The 18,578-nt window shown below is 72.9% G+C and carries 21 protein-coding genes and 1 pseudogene; 12 read left to right on the forward strand and 10 right to left on the reverse strand.

Features of this window, described 5'->3' with window-relative positions:
* Nucleotides 1–20: 20 nt before the first annotated feature.
* A complete protein-coding gene (locus tag HUW36_RS00185; protein ID WP_217428725.1) occupies nucleotides 21–473 on the reverse strand; it encodes a MarR family winged helix-turn-helix transcriptional regulator in 453 nt (150 codons plus the stop codon).
* A 61-nt stretch (nucleotides 474–534) separates the two neighbouring features.
* On the opposite strand from HUW36_RS00185, the gene HUW36_RS00190 reads away from it, so the two are divergent.
* Nucleotides 535–906: a VOC family protein gene (locus tag HUW36_RS00190; RefSeq protein WP_174526175.1), complete on the forward strand. Its 372-nt coding sequence runs from the start codon at nucleotides 535–537 to the stop codon at nucleotides 904–906.
* Between the two features lie 10 nt (nucleotides 907–916).
* The gene (locus HUW36_RS00195) at nucleotides 917–1,783 is read left to right on the forward strand and encodes a DNA-3-methyladenine glycosylase family protein (RefSeq protein ID WP_174526176.1); all 867 of its coding nucleotides are present in this window, start codon (nucleotides 917–919) and stop codon (nucleotides 1,781–1,783) included.
* 5 nt (nucleotides 1,784–1,788) lie between these two features.
* On the opposite strand, the gene HUW36_RS00200 is transcribed toward HUW36_RS00195, so the two are convergent.
* Nucleotides 1,789–2,340, reverse strand: a complete 552-nt coding sequence (locus HUW36_RS00200; RefSeq protein ID WP_246247736.1) for a mycothiol transferase — start codon at nucleotides 2,338–2,340, stop codon at nucleotides 1,789–1,791.
* 161 nt (nucleotides 2,341–2,501) lie between these two features.
* Here HUW36_RS00200 and HUW36_RS34225 point away from each other — a divergent pair.
* Nucleotides 2,502–2,831: pseudogene (locus HUW36_RS34225) on the forward strand (glycoside hydrolase family 15 protein); the annotation flags it as partial.
* 19 nt (nucleotides 2,832–2,850) lie between these two features.
* Here HUW36_RS34225 and HUW36_RS00210 read toward each other — a convergent pair.
* The 5 genes from HUW36_RS00210 to HUW36_RS00225 all read right to left on the reverse strand — a co-directional run bounded on the left by HUW36_RS00210 (nucleotide 2,851) and on the right by HUW36_RS00225 (nucleotide 5,668).
* On the reverse strand, nucleotides 2,851–3,069 hold the full coding sequence (locus tag HUW36_RS00210; RefSeq protein ID WP_174526179.1) for a hypothetical protein: 219 nt from the start codon (nucleotides 3,067–3,069) through the stop codon (nucleotides 2,851–2,853).
* Nucleotides 3,066–3,242: a hypothetical protein gene (locus HUW36_RS35050; protein ID WP_246247738.1), complete on the reverse strand. Its 177-nt coding sequence runs from the start codon at nucleotides 3,240–3,242 to the stop codon at nucleotides 3,066–3,068. The genes HUW36_RS00210 and HUW36_RS35050 overlap by 4 nt, the downstream gene beginning before the upstream one ends.
* Nucleotides 3,239–3,607, reverse strand: coding sequence for a hypothetical protein (locus HUW36_RS35055; protein WP_246247740.1), 369 nt, complete (start codon nucleotides 3,605–3,607; stop codon nucleotides 3,239–3,241). Before HUW36_RS35055 ends, HUW36_RS35050 begins: the two co-directional genes overlap by 4 nt.
* Before the next feature lie 123 nt (nucleotides 3,608–3,730).
* Nucleotides 3,731–4,927: a helix-turn-helix domain-containing protein gene (locus tag HUW36_RS00220; RefSeq protein WP_174526180.1), complete on the reverse strand. Its 1,197-nt coding sequence runs from the start codon at nucleotides 4,925–4,927 to the stop codon at nucleotides 3,731–3,733.
* Nucleotides 4,928–5,122: 195 nt separating this feature from the next.
* Nucleotides 5,123–5,668 carry a GNAT family N-acetyltransferase gene (locus HUW36_RS00225; protein WP_246247742.1) on the reverse strand — a complete coding sequence of 182 codons (546 nt, stop codon included), beginning with the start codon at nucleotides 5,666–5,668 and terminating at the stop codon, nucleotides 5,123–5,125.
* A 181-nt stretch (nucleotides 5,669–5,849) separates the two neighbouring features.
* Between HUW36_RS00225 and HUW36_RS00230 the strand changes: the two genes are divergently transcribed.
* Entirely contained in the window at nucleotides 5,850–6,692 is an 843-nt protein-coding gene (locus HUW36_RS00230) for a hypothetical protein (protein WP_174526182.1), read from the forward strand.
* Between the two features lie 26 nt (nucleotides 6,693–6,718).
* Here HUW36_RS00230 and HUW36_RS00235 read toward each other — a convergent pair whose 3' ends face one another.
* Nucleotides 6,719–7,870 carry an ARPP-2 domain-containing protein gene (locus tag HUW36_RS00235; protein WP_174526183.1) on the reverse strand — a complete coding sequence of 384 codons (1,152 nt, stop codon included), beginning with the start codon at nucleotides 7,868–7,870 and terminating at the stop codon, nucleotides 6,719–6,721.
* A complete protein-coding gene (locus HUW36_RS00240) occupies nucleotides 7,867–9,294 on the reverse strand; it encodes a hypothetical protein (protein ID WP_174526184.1) in 1,428 nt (475 codons plus the stop codon). The genes HUW36_RS00235 and HUW36_RS00240 overlap by 4 nt, the downstream gene beginning before the upstream one ends.
* A 322-nt stretch (nucleotides 9,295–9,616) precedes the next feature.
* Between HUW36_RS00240 and HUW36_RS00245 the strand changes: the two genes are divergently transcribed.
* The 6 genes from HUW36_RS00245 to HUW36_RS00270 all read left to right on the forward strand — a co-directional run bounded on the left by HUW36_RS00245 (nucleotide 9,617) and on the right by HUW36_RS00270 (nucleotide 15,897).
* A complete protein-coding gene (locus HUW36_RS00245; RefSeq protein ID WP_174526185.1) occupies nucleotides 9,617–9,805 on the forward strand; it encodes a hypothetical protein in 189 nt (62 codons plus the stop codon).
* 76 nt (nucleotides 9,806–9,881) lie between these two features.
* Entirely contained in the window at nucleotides 9,882–10,565 is a 684-nt protein-coding gene (locus HUW36_RS00250) for a DUF4304 domain-containing protein (RefSeq protein WP_174526186.1), read from the forward strand.
* 292 nt (nucleotides 10,566–10,857) lie between these two features.
* Complete coding sequence (locus HUW36_RS00255; protein ID WP_174526187.1) at nucleotides 10,858–11,961, forward strand: FUSC family protein; 1,104 nt, start codon at nucleotides 10,858–10,860, stop codon at nucleotides 11,959–11,961.
* A 111-nt stretch (nucleotides 11,962–12,072) separates the two neighbouring features.
* Nucleotides 12,073–14,349 (forward strand): glycoside hydrolase family 44 protein, encoded by a 2,277-nt coding sequence (locus HUW36_RS00260; protein ID WP_174526188.1) that lies wholly within the window; start codon nucleotides 12,073–12,075, stop codon nucleotides 14,347–14,349.
* Between the two features lie 135 nt (nucleotides 14,350–14,484).
* Nucleotides 14,485–14,925, forward strand: coding sequence for a YybH family protein (locus tag HUW36_RS00265; RefSeq protein ID WP_174526189.1), 441 nt, complete (start codon nucleotides 14,485–14,487; stop codon nucleotides 14,923–14,925).
* A gap of 87 nt (nucleotides 14,926–15,012) precedes the next feature.
* Nucleotides 15,013–15,897: a class I SAM-dependent methyltransferase gene (locus HUW36_RS00270; protein WP_174526190.1), complete on the forward strand. Its 885-nt coding sequence runs from the start codon at nucleotides 15,013–15,015 to the stop codon at nucleotides 15,895–15,897.
* Between the two features lie 11 nt (nucleotides 15,898–15,908).
* Here HUW36_RS00270 and HUW36_RS00275 read toward each other — a convergent pair whose 3' ends face one another.
* Complete coding sequence (locus HUW36_RS00275; protein ID WP_174526191.1) at nucleotides 15,909–16,859, reverse strand: DUF7710 domain-containing protein; 951 nt, start codon at nucleotides 16,857–16,859, stop codon at nucleotides 15,909–15,911.
* 156 nt (nucleotides 16,860–17,015) lie between these two features.
* Between HUW36_RS00275 and HUW36_RS00280 the strand changes: the two genes are divergently transcribed.
* Together HUW36_RS00280 and HUW36_RS00285 are read left to right on the forward strand one after the other, a co-directional pair.
* Entirely contained in the window at nucleotides 17,016–17,939 is a 924-nt protein-coding gene (locus HUW36_RS00280; RefSeq protein WP_174526192.1) for an AEC family transporter, read from the forward strand.
* A 48-nt stretch (nucleotides 17,940–17,987) separates the two neighbouring features.
* Complete coding sequence (locus tag HUW36_RS00285) at nucleotides 17,988–18,554, forward strand: hypothetical protein (RefSeq protein ID WP_174526193.1); 567 nt, start codon at nucleotides 17,988–17,990, stop codon at nucleotides 18,552–18,554.
* The last annotated feature ends 24 nt before the right edge of the window (nucleotides 18,555–18,578 follow it).

Consider the following 18,578-nt stretch of genomic DNA (forward strand, 5'->3'; position numbering starts at 1 on the left):
GCAGCCGACGCGAACGGCTCTCAGTCGTCGGGCCCCGGCCCGCCCAACGCGTCCACGCAGGCCGCCAGGTCAGCCAGCAGTCGGTGGCGGGCGCCCTCGGAGAGCACCGACGTCATCCGGCGCTCGACGCCGGCCACGATCTCGTCGGCCCGGGTGAGCACGTCCCGTCCCGCCTCGGTCAGCGCGACGGGCAGGGCCCGGCCGCGGGGTGCGGCCGCCGCCCGTGCGAGCAGTCCCCGGTCCTGCAGGCCCCGCAGCAGGACGTGCATCGACTGCCGGGTGACGAACGCCCCTCGGGCCAACTCGGATCCGGACAGCCCGGTGCCGTGGGCGAGCAGTCTCAGGCAGGCGTACTGGGGCACGGAGAGCCCCACGGCGCGCAGTTCCCGGTCCATGGCCGCGCGCAGGGCCACGGCGGCGCGCTTCAACGCGTAGCCGACCGAGAGGTCAAGATCCAGGGCACCCTTCTCCATGTCAGGAGTCTGACATATGCTGTCCATGTCAACACTCTGACAAAGCGATCGAGGAGCGATCATGACAGTGACCGGACCCGACTTCATCGCCCTGCAGGTTCGTGACGTGGAGGCCGCGGCCACCTTCTACGAGACCCGGCTCGGCCTGCGTCGTGCCCCGACCGGCCCGCCGCACGCCGTGGTGTTCGCCACCGATCCGGTGCCGTTCGCCGTCCGGGAACCCCTCCCCGGCGTCGACCTCGACGCCGTACGCCCGCACGCCGGAGCCGGAGTCGCCCTGTGGCTGGGCGCCGACGACGCGCAGGCCCTGCACGACGAGCTCACGGACGCCGGAGTGACGATCGTCGCCGCACCCGCCGACACCCCGTTCGGACGCGCCTTCACCTTCCGGGACCCGGACGGCTACGCCGTCACCGTCCACGACCGGAACTGAGCCGACCGACGTGACCCGACGCACCGCACAGCGCACGATCGCCGGGCCGTGGTCGCTGACCACGTCCCGGCGGTTCTGGGAGGGCTTCGCCCCGGCCGCGCTCCCCGGACACGACGACGAGGAGGTCCTCGCGACCACGTTCCTGAACGAGCGGGACTGGACGCCCGCCACCGCGTCGGTACGACAACACCGCGAGAGCGCGGCCATCACCGTGACCGGCACCGGCGACCTCGACGCCGCCGTGGCGCAGACCCTCCGCTTCCTCGCCCTCGACGTCGACGCGACCGGCTGGAGCGCGGTGGGCACGCGCGACCCGATCATCGGCGAGGCCCAGCGACAACTGCCGGGGCTGCGCCCGTGCGGCTTCCACTCGCCGTACGAGGCGGCCTGCTGGGCCGTGCTCTCCCAGCGGATCCGCATCACCCAGGCGACCGGCCTGCGCGCGGCCCTGATCCGGCGGCACGGCCGCGACGGTAGCTTCCCCGCGCCGGCCCGCCTGCGCCGCCTCGACCTCGACCTGCCGGGCCGCAAGACCGAGTACCTGCACGCCGTCGCGGACGCCGCCCTCGACGGTCTGCTCGTCGGCGAGCACCTGCGCGGCCTGGACGCCGAGGCCGCCGTCGCCGCCGTACAGGCCGTGAAGGGCCTGGGGCCTTTCGCGGCGGAACTCGTCGTGCTCAGGGGCGCGAACCACCCCGACGGACTTCCTCACCACGACAAGCGGCTCAACGCCGAGGTGACCGAGAGGTACGGGACCACGATCGACGAGGTGTCCGAGCGCTGGCGTCCCTATCGGACCTGGGCCGCCGTGCTGCTCCGCGCGCTGCGCGAGGGTTGTACGCACGAGATCGGCACGGGCGGGCACCGGGTCGACTGACCGTGCTACTCGCCTACCGACCCACCGGCGAGCTCGGCCACGACGTCCAGATGCCCGAGGTGGCGGGCGTACTCCTGGACGAGGTGGAACAACACGCGTTCCAACGTCGCCGGCGCCGCTCCGTCCCACCTCGGACCGGGAGCCCCCACCGCCGCCAGGTCACTGCTCGCGACCACGGAGGCGGTGTGTGCTCCCTGGGCACGGAGCGACGCCGCCAGGCTGTCGCGTGTCTCGTCGGGCGCCACGTACCACCGGTCCCCGCGCCGGTCACCCCACGGATCGTCGACGTCGCACCCCTCGAATCCCCATTCGATCCACCGAAGCTCGACGTAGCGCAGATGCTTGAGCAATTCGAGGGGTGTCCACCCGGAGGGAAGCCGGCTGCGCCGCACCTCGTCGTCGGACAGAGCGGACACCTTCGCCAAGAGGATCTCCCGGAAGTAGTCCAGATATCTCACGAAGACCTCGGCGCGTCCCGATGCCGGAGTCGTCGGCGAGGGAAAGGGCAATGCCATCAGGTCATTGTCCGCGATTCCGACCGGCGAAGGAGCGCGCACCACCCTGCGGGCCGCCGATGGATGCCCGGCCAGGGTGGCGCCTCCGGCTGCGCCAGCGCGACTGGGCGGGCGCGTCGCGGGTAGTCCGGCCCGGTGACGCATGCCCGCATCGCCGACCACGGCCTCTTGGCGGACGGCCACAGCGCAGCCCTGGTGGACCGGGACGGTTCGGTCAACTGGTCCGGCGCTGGGACACCGATCCCGCGGGCTTCCTGATCTGTTCGTTCTGGCTCGTGGGTTGCCTGGCCCTCGCCGGCGAGCGCGACGAGGCAGGCCACCTGTTCGAGCGACTCGCGGGGCGTACCAACGACCTCGGCCTGTTCTCCGAGCAGGTGGACCCGCGCGACGGCGCCGCGCTGGGAAACTTCCCGCAGGCGTTCTCCCACATCGGTCTGATCAACGCCGCCGGTGGCCTCGGTGACCTCGACGCCGGGCACCGGGAGCTGCCTCCCGGGCCGGGCCGCCGGATCCCGTGGGACAGCGGGGCGTGAGCACCGGACCGCAGGACGCTCACCGCAGCCACCCCAGGAAGCGCCGGTGCAGCAGCCCCGCCGGCACCCAGTGCAGGTCCTCCGCCGCCCGCGCCAGCTGCGCACCCATGTACAACGCCAGCGACACCCGCGCGCCCGCGAACTCCGCCCGCAGCTCCCGCCGCCGCGTCTCGCACGGCCAGGGAGCCGCGCAGCCGCCACAGCTCCACACCGGCAGCACCGGCCCGTGCGTGCTCACCCGCGGCCCCCGAGCAGGGTCGCGGTGAGATGCCGCGCCTGCCGGCTGGTCACCCACTTCACCTGCCAGCACGGGTACGGCGTGAGCCGCCCCCACCACACCCGGCAGCCCACGCACATCCCGTCCAGACCCCGCACGTGTACGCGCAGGATGCGCTGCTCCTGACCGCTCACCGCCGCTCCCCCGGCCAGTGCACGGCACCGATCGGAACGCGGTGCCGGACCCGGCACGGCAGCTCGGCACCGCAGCGGCACACCCACCGCCACCGCCGCCACGACCACGCCGGCCGATGCCGCCGCGCGAGAGTCAACGCCGTTGCCGAGAGGTACTCGTCGTACGAGACGCGCCGAGGTGGCGACATCGGGACGCCCTCTCGGGCCTCCGTCTCCTGCTGTCCGCCTCGCGCCTGGATCAGCAGCCGCCGCCGAGCGGCCTCCTGCTCGATCGTCTGGATCCGCTGCCCGAAATCGGAGAGAACCAGCTGCGAAGGATCGAATCGGCTGAGGATCAGCCGCAGAAACCCGCCATCCGCTGTCATGTGTCCGGCCCCTCCGTCGTCGGGGCACGGAGGGCACCTGCTGATGTGCCTCGTTCCGCGCCCGCGTGCAGTGAGGTCCAGCGTCACGCCACGCGCGTCGGCGATCCAGAAGGTGAGTGTCCGCTAACCGGGTGTGCTGTCCGCTGGTGGCAGGCGTCCGGGGGCGTGCTCCATGCACAGTTCACGCAACGCGGCGGCCTCTGGCGCCCCCGACTGCTCCACCTTCGACAGCAGTTCCGCAGCACGCCACCAGTTCGACGGCACCACCCGGCCGGAGGCCACAGCCCGCGCCCCGACCGCGGCCGCCTCGTCCGGTTGCCCTGCGGCGACCAGGGCAAGGCCGAGGTCGAGACGGGCCGACGCAGATCGACGCGGCCGCGCTCCCCCGTCGCCGCGCGGGTCGAGGTCGGCCAGCACCGCCCGCGCCACCTGCTCGGCGCCCGGGTCACCGGCCCAGGCCAACGTCGTCGCGGCGTACGCGGCGGCCTTGGCCGGGTCGTAGCGGTAGTGATGCTCGGCTCGCGCAGGAACGGGCAGGTTCGCCGTCAGCCGCTCCACCCGGTCCAGGGATCGCCGGGTAGCAGGAACATCCCCGATTCGCGCCCACGCACGAGCTTCCTGAGCGGTCGCCTGGATCCTGGCCGAGCTGCCCTTCGGAGCGACCCGCTGAGCTTGGCGGGAGAGTTCGAGTGCCGTCCTGTAGTCACCTTGGGTCAACACGTCCCAGGCTCGGGTCTCCAGACACCATGCCTGGATCTCGCTGTGTTCCGCGTGTTCGGCAAGATCGCGAGCGGCGCGCAGATGGGCAGCCGCGGCCCTTCGCTGGCGTAGGTCGATGTGGACGGTGGCGCGCAGCACCGCCAACCAACCGCCGGCAACCAACAGCCGTCGTTGCTGGGCGAGCGTCACTCGTCCGTCCAGCAGCCTGACCACGTAGGCGAGGTGCCGCCGCACCAAGGGCAGAAGATCAGCCGGCGCCAACGTCGGATAGGAGCTGGCGAGGTCGTCGACGCTCTGCTCGATCCGTTCGAGTACGTCTGCGCTGACATCGCTGGCGGCAACTCGCGCCCGTAGCTCGCCGGCCTCGGCCGTATGGTCGACGGGCGCATCGACCAGGCGAGCCAGCACACCCCCCGCTTCGAGAAGCTGGTCGAGGTGCCTCGCCGTGTCGGCCGTCGGGGTCTTGAGACCTGCCTCCAACTCGTGCAGATGGCTCTTGCTCCGATGGGCGAGCTGCCCGAGTGCTCGAAGCGACAGACCACGCCGTTCCCGGAACTCACGCAGAACTGCGCCGAAGCGCGGATCGACGAACGAGGCCATAGCGCCGCTCCAAGCTCAAGGGGCCAGACGAACTCACCCGGCCACCGCCCCCTCGACGGTACCGCGCCTCGTCGCACGTCCGATGACCTCACGGATGCGCGTCGCAGGCGTACCACGGAGCCTCAAGCAGCGTCGCGGTGAGAGGCCGTGCCCGCCGGCCCGCGGCGGAGTCGGTCCGGAGCGCGACGCCTCGACCTACAGGTCCATCGCGTAGACCCGGACCCGGCGGCCGGTGTCCGGCTGCACCGTCTCTCGCTCCAGCGACATGCCCAGCTTGACCATCACCCGCGCGGACGCCTCGTTGCCGACGACGTGAATGCTGACCAGCCGCCGCAGGCCCAGCTCGGCACGCGTGTGGGCGACCACGGCCCGAGCGGCCTCCGTGGCGAAGCCCCGGCCCCAGTGAGCCTGGCCGAGCCGCCAGCCGATCTCCACCGCCGGCATGATCTCGGGCAGGAAGGTCGGCACCGCCAAGCCGGTGAACCCGGCCAGCTCGCCGGTCTCCCGGAGTTCCACCGCGTACAGGCCGAAGCCGTACTCGTCCCAGTGTCGTCGATAGGTGGCCAGGCGCTCTGCCGTCTCGGCCCGGTCCAGCGTGCGGCCCCCATGGATGTGACGCATCACCTCGGGCTGCGCGTTGACCGCGGCGATCCCGTCGAGATCCTCGTCCCGCCAGCGGCGCAGCAGCAGCCGCGGAGTCTCCAGGGATGCCGCGTCACCGGAGCTTGCCAGGTTGGGCACATCCCTTCCTAGCACGTCGGCGAGCACGAGGCGATGGATCATCAGGCCGGGAAGCAACCGACCGCCGCGAAGGGTCCGACCTGGTGCGAGCGGTGACGCCCCGCAGGCTCGACGAGGGTCGGACCGACCGGGGCGGGCGACCACCTTGCCCGGCCGTGGCCGTGACGGACAAGCTTGGCTCATGTCAGCGGGGATGGCCGGCCGTCGTCCGCCGACGCTCCGGCGTGCCGTGGCGCACCCGGGCGTCTGGTCGGTGCCGGCGACGGCGCTGCTGGTGCTCGTGGCGATGCCGTTCAACGACGGGTTCTACACCTTCTGGGTCAACTACGACGCGCAGGGTGACGCGCAGCAGTACGAGCTGCTCCACACCACGCGCATCTTCCGGTACACCTCGGGCGTCCTCTGTGGGCAGGCGTTGGCGTTGCTGGCCGGCGCCGCCCTCGCCGTGCGGAACACGCAGGCCAGGGCGCTGGCGGCGGCGGTCCCGCTCGCGGCGCTCCTGGCCGGGGTGGCCGTCACGGTCGCGTACCCGCTCGCCCGGGCCCGCGAGGGGGTCTTCTTCCCGACCGGCGCGCTCGACGACCCGGTCCTGGTGCGGGTCGTCCTGTGCGAGGTGGCCGCCTACCCGCTCTACGCGGCGGGCGGCGTCGGCCTCGGCGCGCTGCTTCGAGGGCGCCTGCGGCGACCCGCGACGCGCTGGCCGCTCGTGCTGCTGTTCCTGCTCGGCTGGTTCGCCGCCACCCTGACCGGGCTGGTGCAGGACGACCGGTTCGGGGCGCCGTCCGGCCTGTTGTGGGCCGTCTCACCGATCGCGGCCGGCACGGCGATCGCGCTGGCCGGACTGTCGACGGACGTCTGGGCCGTACCCCCGGTGGTGGTGGGTGACGGGGGGTGCGGCGCCGGCGTCGCCCTGCTGGTGAGCGCCGCCGCGTACGCCCTGGGGTTGAACCTGCTCGCCCGGTGGGCTCGTCGCCGGGCGCTCGCGCGCACCGACCGGCTCCCCCCACGGCAACCGGACCACTGATCCGCGAGCGGACCGACCGGCCGGTATCAGTGGCGCCTGCGGACGGCGTCGATGATGTCGGGGCGCAGCAGATGACCGAATCCGGCGCGGTCGAGGCGGCCGACCAGGCCGTCACGATCGGTGCGCAGCGCGGCGGCAGTGGCGTCCAGGTTCCAGTCGGTCGCGGCGAGCTGGGACAGCAGATGTCCCCGGCGGGTCTGGGCGGCCGACAGGCGGAACGTCTTGAGGTAGGCCGTCCGGCCGGCCTCGTCGGTGATGGTCTCGCCGATGTGGTTCTCCACGTCGGGGTCGAAGGCCGGCAGAAACCGGGACAGCGTGAACCGACCCATCCGACGCACCGGCGTGACGGTCGGACGCTCGGTGCCCAGCAGCCCGTCGGCCATGACCGCGTGCTGGGCCCTCCACTCGGCCTCCGCCCGGGCCATCTCATCTCGTAGGTCGGCGACGCTGCCGATGCCGGTGTCGTCGAGCCGGGCCACGAAGCCGGGCACGGCGGGATACAGGTAGGCGTAGTGGAACAGCAGGTCGCCGTAGAAGTCCTGCAACAGCGTGGGGTGCAGGGCGCGGTAGTCGTCCGGGTGCGGCACGACGAACGCGGCGGCGAGGGCGTCGGCGACGTACAGCACCATGCCGCACTGGTCGGGGTGGATCTCGAAGACACGCAGCGCGTCGTCGAGGCCGGTGACGGCGGTGCCGGTGTAGCTGGCCTCCACGCGTGGGGACAGGCCCCGGGTGACGGCGGCGCGGGTCCACTCCTGCCAGGCGACGGGCGGACCGCCGAACTGGAGCATCAGGTAGCCCTCCAGGGCCAGGTGCAGCGGCAGGAAACGCAGCCGCTGCCGATTCTCACGGCGGGCCAGTCGGCGGCGGAACGTCAGGCGGACGCCGTCGGGAGCGCCGGCGTCACCGGGGGCGTGGAACTGGGTGCCGTACGCGGCGGCCGGGGTGCCGTCGGTGCTCCACGTGGCCACGAACGCGTGCGGCACGTAGGAGACATAGGAGGTACGGGGTCCGGTGCTGACGATCGACAGGGCGTCCGGGGCGTGGAGGCGGGCGTGCAGGCGCAGATCGGTGACGGGGGCCGGCCGCAGGAGCGGGACGAGGCGGAGCGCGCCCCACGTCTGGGCGGGGCCGGTCGTCAGCCCGGTCAGGTCGATCCCACCGACGGCGGCCGTCACGACGCTGCCCGCTCGGCGTCGAGGAAGCGGTCGACCCGGTCGGCGAGGTGCCGGCGTAGCTCCTCGAAGCCGGCCTCGCCGGTGGCGAAGCGGGCCAGCTCGACGAGCGCGGCCACGTCCTCGGCGTCGCGGACGCCGACGGTGGCCACCCCGGCGGCGAGACGGCGCACGTCGAAGGTGTCGGCGTCGTAGACCGGGTTCAGGTGTACGACGCTTGTGGCCCGGTGTGGATCGAGGCGGGTACGCCAGACCCGCAACACCTCGGCGGCCTGCCCGGGTGGGTCGTTGTCCCAGCCGTCGGAGACGACGACGAGCCGGTCGGGACGGCGTTCGAGGGCGTCGACGAGTCGCGTTCCCAGGCCGGTGGGGCCGATGGGGTGCACGAGCAGCGGGTCGCCGCGGTGGTGCAGCCACAGCCCGGTGTAGTCGGCGGCGAGGACCTCCAGCAGATGGTGCGCGGCCAGGGCGACGGCGAGCGGCCGGCGGCGCTTCACGCCGGAGCCGGCGGCGGAGTAGCTGTCGTCGAGGACGGCCACCACCCGGCCCCAGGTGCCCGCCTGCCGGCGGGCGGCGCGGCGCGCACCGGCCCGCAGGGCGTCGGTGAGTTCGTCGCGACGCCTGACGCGTTCCGCGCGGGGCAGCGACAGCACGTAGATCGCGAGGCGGGTCAGGGGCGCGGTGGCGAGGTCGAGCACGAGCGCCTCGACGCGGTGCCGGGCACCGCTCGCCTGCAGCCGTAGCCGTTCGCCGGCGGTGAGCTTCGGCGCGATGCCGGAGAGGAACCGGGCCCGGTCGATGCCGTGCCGGGCGGCGAGTCCTTCCGCGACGGTGTACGGCAGCTCGTACAGGGCCCGCTGCTCGTAGTGGGCGCGCCGCCACGCCTCCAGGATCGGGGTCTGGTAGCGCTTCGGGCGGCGCCAGTCGAACAGCGCCGTACCGACCTCGCCGGGAAGACGCAGATGGGCGTGACGCGCGGCGACCGACAGGGACCGGCGGTACTTGACCGCGTCGAAGGCCGGGTCCGGTCGGGCCGCCACCCAGTCCCGCACGATCGCCCGGGTACGCCGGTTGTTGATCCTCAGCCGGCGCAGCTCGCGGAACACGCCGTACACCCGCTGCGGTGGCAGCGACCGCAGTCGCGCCGCGATCAGCCGCCCCTCGACCGCGCGCTGCGCGGCGCCGGCCTCCCTCGCGGTGCGGAGCAGGTTCGTCACGACCATGGCGGCGTTGAGGTGGTTGACGTCCAGGGCCAGGGTCGCGGCGTACAGGTCGCGGTAGTTGCCCAACACGTACTCGTGCAGGAACGCCAGCGACAGGCGCTGCGCGGCGGCTGTGGACCGGAACTCACGCTGGCCCGTCGAGGTGATCGCGGCGTTGACGAACATGACCACGTCCTCGCACGCCACCCGATCCGCCCGTGACATGCCGCGACGCAACTCCTCGAGACGATGACCGAGAGGCCGGCCGGGGAATGGGAGCACGAACTGCGAAGCATCGCTTCAGAGGCGGGTTCCGGAAGTCGCACTCAAGTCCCGCGGCCGGCTCGGCCACGATACCCGTCCCGGTCCCGACGCTGAAGCGGGATTTCGCCGGGCAGCTCGGAGGCACCGGACAGCCGCCATCCGGTTGGCCGCGACGACGACGACCCCGAGACTGAAGCGCATGTTCGCCTATGCCTGCCCGGCCTGCGGCCGACGGTGCGGGACGAGTCTTCCAGACCGCGTCGGCACCCCCTGCTCTTCCTGCGTGGCCGCCGAGACCTGGGACCGTCTGCCGGCCGACACGCGGGAGGCGATCGACGCCGCGATACGCCGCGGTGTGATGTCCGGTCTCCTGGCGATGCGGGCGTGCGACCCGCCGATCCGGCTACCCCACGCCGCAGACCTGCTCGCCTTCCGGCTGAGCGCCGGAGTCACCAGCGACCCCACGGCTTGACGGCTCCGTAGCTCGATCCGCACGAGTTCCCGTTCCGAGCAGGGCCCGAGGCCGGCAGGCGGGGACGGTACTCTGCGTGCTCGTGAACGCCTTGCTGCGGCGGTTCGTCGAGCTCGTCGAAGCCGACCTGACAGCCGCCGGCTTCGTCCGCCGAGGGCTGGTCTTCCGGCATTTCGCCCCAGAGGGCAACGGGATTGCTCTCGACATCCAACGCACCGCCGCGCTGGGGGGTGAGGTCGAGTTCTTCATCAATGTCGGGGTGTTGCTCGCGCCGCACCTGCGGTACTTCTTCGGAGAGCACGATCCGCGCCGCGCCGCGACGCCGCACCACGGCGTCTGGCGTCATCGCCTGGTGGCGACCGACGACGACGCGGCGATGCCCGACCACAGGTTCTCGCTGTCCGCCCAAGCCGACGTGGAACGCGCCGCCACCGTCGTGCGGACCTGGCTGGCGCAGAACCTGCCCCGCATGGAGACCTGGCTGGGCGACGTCGAGGCGATGCTCGCCGCGATCGAGGAGGACCGCGAACGAGCCGCCCAGGCCCGCGCCGAGCAACTCGCCTCCGGCCGGTGGAGGGCCGGCCGCTGGCCGGACGGGGAGTGGAGCGGCGCCGTCATCCGCGCCTACGCGCACGCCGAACGCGGCGACGTGGACGCGGTCGCGGCCGAGACCGCGAGTTGGCGCGCCGGCGGCCCCGACTCGTTGGCCGCCGACGCGCTGGCGGTCGCCCACCGGCGTCGTGCCGAACGACGGGGATGACCTAAGGGCGTTTCGCCTACGTCGTCGAGTCGCGCGCCCAAGTCTGCGTCGCCCGGCGACCGGGCCCACGGCGTGGCGCGGGAGACAGCAGCGCCCGCGGTCGCGCAGTCGGTCTTCACGGGGCGACCGCGCCTTCGTGCCACTGCGTCGGGTGGTGGCGGTGGCCGACCACCCGCCCCGGTCGCCGCCTGCACCGGAGCGATTGAGCAGGTCACCGCCGGGGTAGTGCCCCTCCTCGCGGATGATCATTCGGCGGCCGGTACCGGTCCGCCCGGCGAGAGGGGTACCACCGGTGCGAAGCTGGGGGCGCGACGCCGTCGCGCGGTTGCGGGGCGACGGCATGACCGTGGTCGAGCTGACAAGCGCCGCCGTGGTCGCCTGGATCGTGGCGGCGGTGGTGATCCGTCACCCGGACCCGTTCTTCGCCCCGACCGCCGCGCTCGTCGTGCTCGGCGAGTCCCGCGGGCGACGGCTGCGGCAGACCGTCGAGATCCTGCTCGCCGTGGCTGCCGCCGTGCTCATGGCGGAACTGTTGGTGTACGCGCTGGGTCCGGGCACCGGCACGGTCCTGCTGGTGCTGGTGCTGACCACCACGACGCTCGTGGCGTTCGGGGCCCGCCGCGCCCTGGTCGTGCAGGCCAGCGTCTCGGCCATGTACCTGGTCGTGGTCGCCGCGCCGAGCGGGACGCTGATGCCGTTCCGTTTCGTCGACGCGCTCATCGGCGGCGCGGTGGCGCTGGCCGCCAGCCAGGTGATGGCCGCCCGCGACCCGCTGGAGCCGCTGGTGGCGCAGGCCCGGCGCAGCTACACCGACCTCGCCGACCTGCTCGACCAGGTGAACGGGGCGCTGCGGAGCTGCGACGAGGAGGCCGCCCGCGCGGCGCTGGACCAGGCCCGGCAGGTGGACGACTGCGTCGCCCAGATGCAGGCCGCCGTGCTCGCCACCGGGGAGACGCTGCGGCTGGGGCTGCGCCGCCGGCACCTGGGCAAGCTCGCCGACGTGGAGGCGACGCTGCGGCAGCTCGACTACGCCGCCCGCAACATCCGGGTGCTGGCCCGGGCCGGCGTGACCCTGACCCGCCGGCACACCGCCACGCCGCCGGAGCTGGACACGGCGATCGGTGCGCTGACCGCCGCCGTACGGTCGGCCGGGGAGGCTCTGGCCCACGACCTCAGCGGCGCCGACGCCGACCGGCACGCGCAGCGGGCCGACGCGGCGGCCCTGGAGGCGGTCCGGGTCGCCGCGGGCCTGCTGCGGACCGATCCGCCGCTGCCGGTCACCATGATCGTCGGTCAGATCCGGGCGACCGCGATCGACCTGCTGCGCGGCGTCGGCCACGACGACGTGACGGTGCTGGACCGGGTGGACGAGGCACTCGGCCTGAGCCAGGCGTGACGCCCGCACCACCCTGACGAACGGCCTCCCCCCGGGTTGACTCGGGGCCCGCGAGGCGGAAGCCTGTGGAAGCGCTCCCATCGTCGAGCTTCTATTCACGTCAGGGAAGGAATGCTCGTGCGTCCCACCACCGCACTGCTCCCGGTCGTGCTGGCCGCGGCCCTCGGCGGTCTGGCCCTGCCGGAGCCCGCACTGGCCGCCCCCGGCCCGGCACTGGCCGTCGACGTCACCGCCGACCGGCACCCGATCAGTCCGTACGTCTACGGCATGAACTTCGCCGACCAGGCCCTTGCCCGGGAGCTGAGGCTGCCCGTGCACCGCTACGGCGGCAATGCCACCACCCGCTACAACTTCCGCAACGACACCACCAACCGGGCCTCGGACTGGTACTTCGAGAACATCCCGAACGACAACCCGAGTCCGGCCGATCTGCCGAAGGGCTCGGAGACCGACCGGTTCGTGCAGCAGAACAAGGCCACCGGCGCCGCCACGGTCATGACGGTGCCGATGCTCGGCTGGATCGCCAAGGACCGGGCGAAGGCGTGCGGCTTCAGCGTGGCCAAGTACGGTCCGCAGCAGTCCACCGACCCCTGGGCGCCCGACTGCGGCAACGGCAGGAAGCCCGACGGCAGCCTCGTCACCGGCAACGACCCGAAGGACACGAGCGTCGCGGTCGGTCCGGAGTACGCCACCGACCTCGTCGACCACCTCAAGGGGCAGTTCGGCGCCGCCGCCGACGGCGGGGTCCAGTTCTACAACCTGGACAACGAGCCGGACCTCTGGCACGCCACCCACCGCGACGTCCGCCCGGTCGGGCTGGGCTACGACGAGCTGCGCGACCGCACCTACCGGTACGCCGCCGCGATCAAGGCAGCCGACCCCGGCGCGAAGACGCTCGGCCCGGTCGGCTGGGGTCTGAACTCGATCTTCTACTCGGGGCTGGACCAGGACACCTGCTCGCGCACCGGATGCTGGTCGAACCCCCCGGACAAGGCCGCGCACGGCGGCCAGGACCTCGGCCCGTGGTACCTGGACCGGATGCGGGAGTACGAGCAGCAGCACGGCACCCGGATCCTCGACTACTTCGACGTCCACCTCTACCCCCAGCAGTCGGGCGTGTTCGGTGACGCCGCCGGCGACGCCGACACCCAGGCGCTGCGGCTGCGCTCGACCCGCCAGCTCTGGGACCCGACGTACACCGACGAGAGCTGGATCAACCAGCCGGTCCGCTTCATCCCCCGGATGCGGGAACTGGTCGACCAGCACTACCCGGGCACCAAGATCGCGATGACCGAGTACAACTGGGGCGGCCACGGGTCGCTCAACGGCGCACTCGCCCAGGCCGACGTGCTCGGCATCTTCGGCCGCGAAGGGCTGGACCTGGCCACCCTCTGGACCGCACCCGGGGCCGACCAGCCGGTGGCCGACGCCTTCCGCATCTACCGCAACTACGACGGCCGGGGCGGGGCGTTCGGCGAGACCTCCGTCCGGGCCACGAGCGCCGACCAGGGCAGGCTGGCCGTGTACGCGGCCGAGCGCACCGCCGACCGGGCGCTCACCCTGGTCGTGGTGAACAAGACCGGCGACGACCTGACCAGCCCGATCGCCCTCACCGGCGCCGCCGCCGGCACCGCCCAGGTCTACCGCTACAGCGCGGCGGACCTCACCGGCGTCGTCCGGGAGGCCGACCAACCGGTGACCGCCGGCGGCCTGACCGCCACCTTCCCGGCCAACTCGATCACCCACCTGGTGCTGCCGCGCGGCACCACACCCGGCGACACCACGGCGCCGACCACCCCCGGCAAGCCGACAGCCGGCGCGGTCACCGCCGACAGCGTCGCGCTGACCTGGACGCCGTCCACCGACGACACCGGCGTGACCGGCTACGACGTGCACCGGGTCGACGCCACCGGCACGGTGAAGGTGGGCAGCGCCACCGGCACCTCGTACACGGTGAGCGGGTTGACCGCGGACACCTCGTACACCTTCGTGGTGACCGCCCGCGACGCGGCGGGCAACGTCTCGACGGCCTCGCCCGGCCTGACCGTGCGGACCGCACCCGCCGCCCCGACCGGCCGCTGCACGGTCGGCTGGACGGCGAACAACTGGCCCGGCGGCTTCACCGCCACCGTCACCATCAGGAACACCGGGACCACCGCCGTCGACGGCTGGAAACTCGCGTTCGACTTCCCCACCACCGGCCAGAAGATCGGCCAGGGCTGGTCGGCCACCTGGAAGCAGGAGGGAACCAGCGTCACCGCCGAGAGCATGAGCTGGAACGGCAGACTCGCTCCCGGCGCCACCACCAGCATCGGCGTCAACGGCACCTGGACCGGCACCAACCCGGCACCGTCCGCCTTCACCCTCAACGGTCAGCGCTGCGGCTGACCCGAGACGACTCTGCTCCGCCGGCCGGACCGGCGGAGCAGGGTCGGAGGTGGCCGGCGGAGATCGACATCGACCGCTGCGTCCACGATCGCGTGAATCGCGTTAGCGCCCCCATGCCCCGGGTACGACGAGGGAATGACGACCGACCAGGCGAAGCAGGAGTTGCGGGAGCTGATCGACAAGCGCGTGGCGGCAGTGGCGCGCCGGGACGCCGGGGCGCTTGCCGCTCACCAGGCCGCGGACGTGCTCGCCTTCAACGTCCTGCCCCCGCTGCGACTGCGGGGTGCCGACCAGATGGCGCCGCAGACCGAGGCGTGGTTCGACGCGTACGCCGACGGGCCGGGATACGAGGTTCGGGACCTGCATGTCGACGCCGACGGCGACCTCGGCTACTGCGCCTTCCTCTACCACGTCACCGGGACCTTGCGGTCGGGCACGGACGTGTCCATGTGGGTACGCGCCACCCTGGTGTGCCGCAGGCGCGACGGGCGATGGGTCGTCGTCCACGACCACGAGTCGATTCCGTGGGACCCGGAGACCGGTCAGGGTCTGGCCGACCTCGACCCCGATGGATGACAAGCTCCTGGCGCCCTGGGCACAGCCGCGATCCGTCGGCCGTGTGACGGGCCGGTACGACGCCCGGTCCGGCACTATCGTGACCCGATGACGACCGACAGGTGGGCCCGGTGGCTGCTGGCGCGCCGAGACGGCGGTGACGCCGGTCTGCGCGCCCGGCACGCCACAGACCTGACCTGGTTCCGCGACGGGGTTCTCGACCGAGCCGATCTGAAGCCCGGCGACGTCCTCCTCGACGTCGGATGCGGGACCGGGCTGATCGGGTTCGGCGCGCTCGACCGTCTCGGTCCGGACGGCCGGGTCATCTTCAGCGACGTCTCGCCGGACCTGCTCGACCAGTGCCGACGGACCGCCGACGGCGATGAGCGATGCAGCTTCGTCCAGGCGCCGGCCGAGGACCTCGCCGGCGTCGCCGATGCCGCCGTCGACGTCGTCACCACCCGGTCGGTCCTCATCTACTCCGACCGCAAGGCCACCGCGTTCGCGGAGTTCATCCGCGTGCTCCGCCCGGGCGGAAGGCTCTCCCTCTTCGAACCGATCAACAGCTTCGCGCTGCGGCACCGCCCCGACGATCTGTTCGGCTGGGGTGGCACACCGGTCGACGACCTGGTGGCCAAGGTCAGCGACGTCTACCGGGCCCGAACCGAAACGGCCGAGCGGCCGATGGTCGACTTCGACGAGCGCGACCTCGTGGCGTGGGCGGAGGCCTCAGGGTTCGAGGCGATCGAACTGGACTACCGCGCCCGGCTCGACGCACCCGCCGAGCCGATCAGCGACTGGGAGGCGCTCAAGCGCACCGCCCCCAACCCCCTGGCCCCGACGTACGGCGAAGCCATTGCCGCCGCGCTCACCGACGACGAGCGCGAGCGCCTCGACGCGCGCATGACCGCCCTGGCGGCCGCCGGCACGCCGACGCGGCGCACGGCGGCCACGGCGTTCCTGCGCGCACGGCGCCCAGACCGGAACCCCTGAGACGTAGCCGGTCAGTCGCGACGGCCGTCGGTCAGGTGCACGTGACGCAGTCCCGGGCCGAAGGCGGCCACATGCTCCGCGGTGCCGTGGTGCGGTTGCGACGGCGTGAAGCGGTCCTCGTCGACGGCGATGTCGTAGGCGCCCCCGACGGCATACTCGGCCAGGGTTCCGGTCAGCCGGTGCCCGCCCGCCCACGCGAGTCCCGAATCGAGGGTCTCGAACACCCCGGAGGCGTATCGGGCGCGGTCACCGTGGAAGACCCAGACGGTCGGCCGGAGTCGGCCCAACTGGTCGGCGGTCGGCCTGCGGTGCCGGCCCTCCGGGGTGAACGAGAACGAGTCGGGGAAGCTGCCGGACCGGTGACGGACGGCGAGGAGCACCGGTTCGGGGTGTACGCCTTTGAGCCCCTCGCTGCTGGGGATCTCCGCGAAGGCGTTCCACAGGTGGAAGCAGATCAGCCCGTGGGCGGGATCGGCCGTGGTGTAGACGAGCGTCTTGGGAAAGAAGGGGTTGGCTCCGCCGATCCACAGCGACGGCGGGCCGAACGCCTCGACGACCTCGGACAACGTCCGGTCCCGCGTCACCCAGTCGCCGACCTCCGTACCCAACCGCCGGAACTCGGCCTCGGACAACGCCCGGTCCAGTTCGAGCCAGCCGAGGCGGTCGGCGATCTCCGCGTACACCGAGGCCGTGGCGTCACGCAGGGCATCCGCCGGAAGGACAGCGCTGTAGGCGCCCCGGACACCCGTCGGAGTGAACGCGTCGCGATCGCGGAGTCCGTCGCACTCCGCCCACCATCGCTCCAGGCAACCGTCCACGGCCGCCATCGCCTCCAGCAGAAGCCGTTCGGCCATCTCGTCCCGGCCGTACATGCCGGGCCGACGCAGGACCCCGTTCACCTCCGTCAGGTGGTGTCGCCGTGCCTCGTGGAGGCCGGATCCGGACGCTTCGTCGCCGCTCATCGCCGCCGATCATGACACCTCGTCGGGGCCCCGGCCACGCGCCGGTCGGCCGGTCGATGACATCCTCGCCCGGGTGGAGACTGTCGCCTGGTTCCTCGACCCGTACGCCCGCCGGTGCCCGGGCCCGCGCGACTGCCGCCCGCCGGTGACCACCGCATGAGCCTGGTGTCGGCGTTCGTACCGATCTGGGTCCTCACCGCGGTCGGCTACGCGGCCTGTCGTCGGGGTCTGCTCGGCGAGGCGGCGGCGTCCGTGCTCGGCCGGTTCGTGTTCCACCTGGCGATGCCGGCCGCCCTGTTCCTCACCCTGTCCCGCATGCCGCTCTCCGGGTTCGACGGCCGCCCGCTGCTCGCCTTCGGGCTGAGCACGGCCGTGGTCGTCGGGATCGGCTGGGCGGGTGCGGGCCGGCTGTCCGGTCGCGCGCCCGGCGAACGGCCGATCCGGGGCATGGCCGCCGGGTACGTGAACTCGGCGAACCTCGGCATCCCGATCGCCACGCAGGTTCTGGGCAACGTGTCGTTCCTGGCGGAGGTGGTGCTGTTCCAGGTGCTGGTGGTGACGCCGGTGATCCTGGTCGCCCTGGACCGGCACGCCGACCCGGCAGGGCGGATCCGGGTCCGCCGGATCGCCTCCCTGCCGGTGCGCAACCCGGTGATCCTGGCGTCGCTCCTCGGTCTCGCGTGCTCGGCTGCCGGCCTGCGCCTGCCGGCCGCGGCCGACGCGTCACTCACCCTGCTGGCGGGCGCCGCGGTCCCGGCCGCCCTGGTCGCGCTCGGCGCGTCCCTGCACCGCACGGGCCCGTCACCGGCCGAGCGGGCCGAGCCCGCCGAGCTGGCCGTGATCACCGCGCTGAAGCTCGTCGCACAGCCGATCATCGCGTACGCGGCCGGACTGGCCCTGCACCTGTCCGCGCCGCAGTTGCTGGCCGCAGTGGTGTGCGCGGGCCTGCCGACGGCGCAGAACACGTTCATCTTCGCCCAGGAGTACGGCGTCGGCGAGGAGTTGGCAAGCCGGGCGGTGGTGGTCACCACGACGCTGTCACTGGCCACCCTCGCCCTGGCGGCGACACTGCTCGGGTAGGTCCGCCACCCGACGCGTCGCGGCAGATACGGATGCGACACTGCGGCGGTGGAGCGCTTCCGGTGTGCCAACTGCGGGAACACACTGAGCGTCCCGGTCCGGTTGGTGGACCTGCCGGCGGGACCGCCCCGGTCGCTCCTGGACTGCCACCACGTGAACCCGCCGCTCCTCGACCCCGGCTCGTACGCGATCGACGAGGCCGCCTACGGCCGTGACCAGGTCACCGGCACCTTCGTCCTCTCCCCCGGCGACGTACGCGGAACCCGCTTCGTCCATGACCTCGTCCAGACGGGCTGCTGGTCCCTGGTGGGATGGGTCCCCTGCGTCGCGTGCCAGGGCTGCGGCGCGGTGGTCGCCTCGCGTACGGACGACTGCGGGATGGCGCAGGACCTGCGCTTCCTTCCCGCGATGGTCGTCCGGGAGCGGTGTGACGATGAGCCGGGGCAGGCCGGCGATCCCTTCGCGCTGATCGCCGACTGGGACCGCCCCGCGCCCGACACCCGGCGACACCGCTGGCTGCCCGAGCCGACCCGCCCTCGTCCCGGACTCGTCGCCACCCGCTGGGGCGGCCGAGGCGTGAAGGGCGACCTCTTCCGGGACGATCCGCCGGCCTGACCCGGCCGGTGGCCGGCTTCCCGG

Origin of the sequence: Micromonospora maritima (assembly GCF_902825405.1) — a bacterium.
Lineage (GTDB): Bacteria > Actinomycetota > Actinomycetes > Mycobacteriales > Micromonosporaceae > Micromonospora > Micromonospora maritima.

What these genes read in the sequence shown, in the direction of transcription:
- HUW36_RS00220 (WP_174526180.1), bottom strand. Translation starts at nt 4,927, where the DNA reads ATGGCCTCGTTCGTCGATCCGCGCTTCGGCGCAGTTCTGCGTGAGTTC.
- HUW36_RS00185 (WP_217428725.1), bottom strand. Translation starts at nt 473, where the DNA reads ATGGAGAAGGGTGCCCTGGATCTTGACCTCTCGGTCGGCTACGCGTTG.
- HUW36_RS00265 (WP_174526189.1), top strand. Translation starts at nt 14,485, where the DNA reads ATGACGACCGACCAGGCGAAGCAGGAGTTGCGGGAGCTGATCGACAAG.
- HUW36_RS00260 (WP_174526188.1), top strand. Translation starts at nt 12,073, where the DNA reads ATGCTCGTGCGTCCCACCACCGCACTGCTCCCGGTCGTGCTGGCCGCG.
- HUW36_RS00280 (WP_174526192.1), top strand. Translation starts at nt 17,016, where the DNA reads ATGAGCCTGGTGTCGGCGTTCGTACCGATCTGGGTCCTCACCGCGGTC.
- HUW36_RS00230 (WP_174526182.1), top strand. Translation starts at nt 5,850, where the DNA reads ATGTCAGCGGGGATGGCCGGCCGTCGTCCGCCGACGCTCCGGCGTGCC.
- HUW36_RS00190 (WP_174526175.1), top strand. Translation starts at nt 535, where the DNA reads ATGACAGTGACCGGACCCGACTTCATCGCCCTGCAGGTTCGTGACGTG.
- HUW36_RS00240 (WP_174526184.1), bottom strand. Translation starts at nt 9,294, where the DNA reads ATGTCACGGGCGGATCGGGTGGCGTGCGAGGACGTGGTCATGTTCGTC.
- HUW36_RS00270 (WP_174526190.1), top strand. Translation starts at nt 15,013, where the DNA reads ATGACGACCGACAGGTGGGCCCGGTGGCTGCTGGCGCGCCGAGACGGC.
- HUW36_RS00275 (WP_174526191.1), bottom strand. Translation starts at nt 16,859, where the DNA reads ATGAGCGGCGACGAAGCGTCCGGATCCGGCCTCCACGAGGCACGGCGA.
- HUW36_RS35055 (WP_246247740.1), bottom strand. Translation starts at nt 3,607, where the DNA reads ATGACAGCGGATGGCGGGTTTCTGCGGCTGATCCTCAGCCGATTCGAT.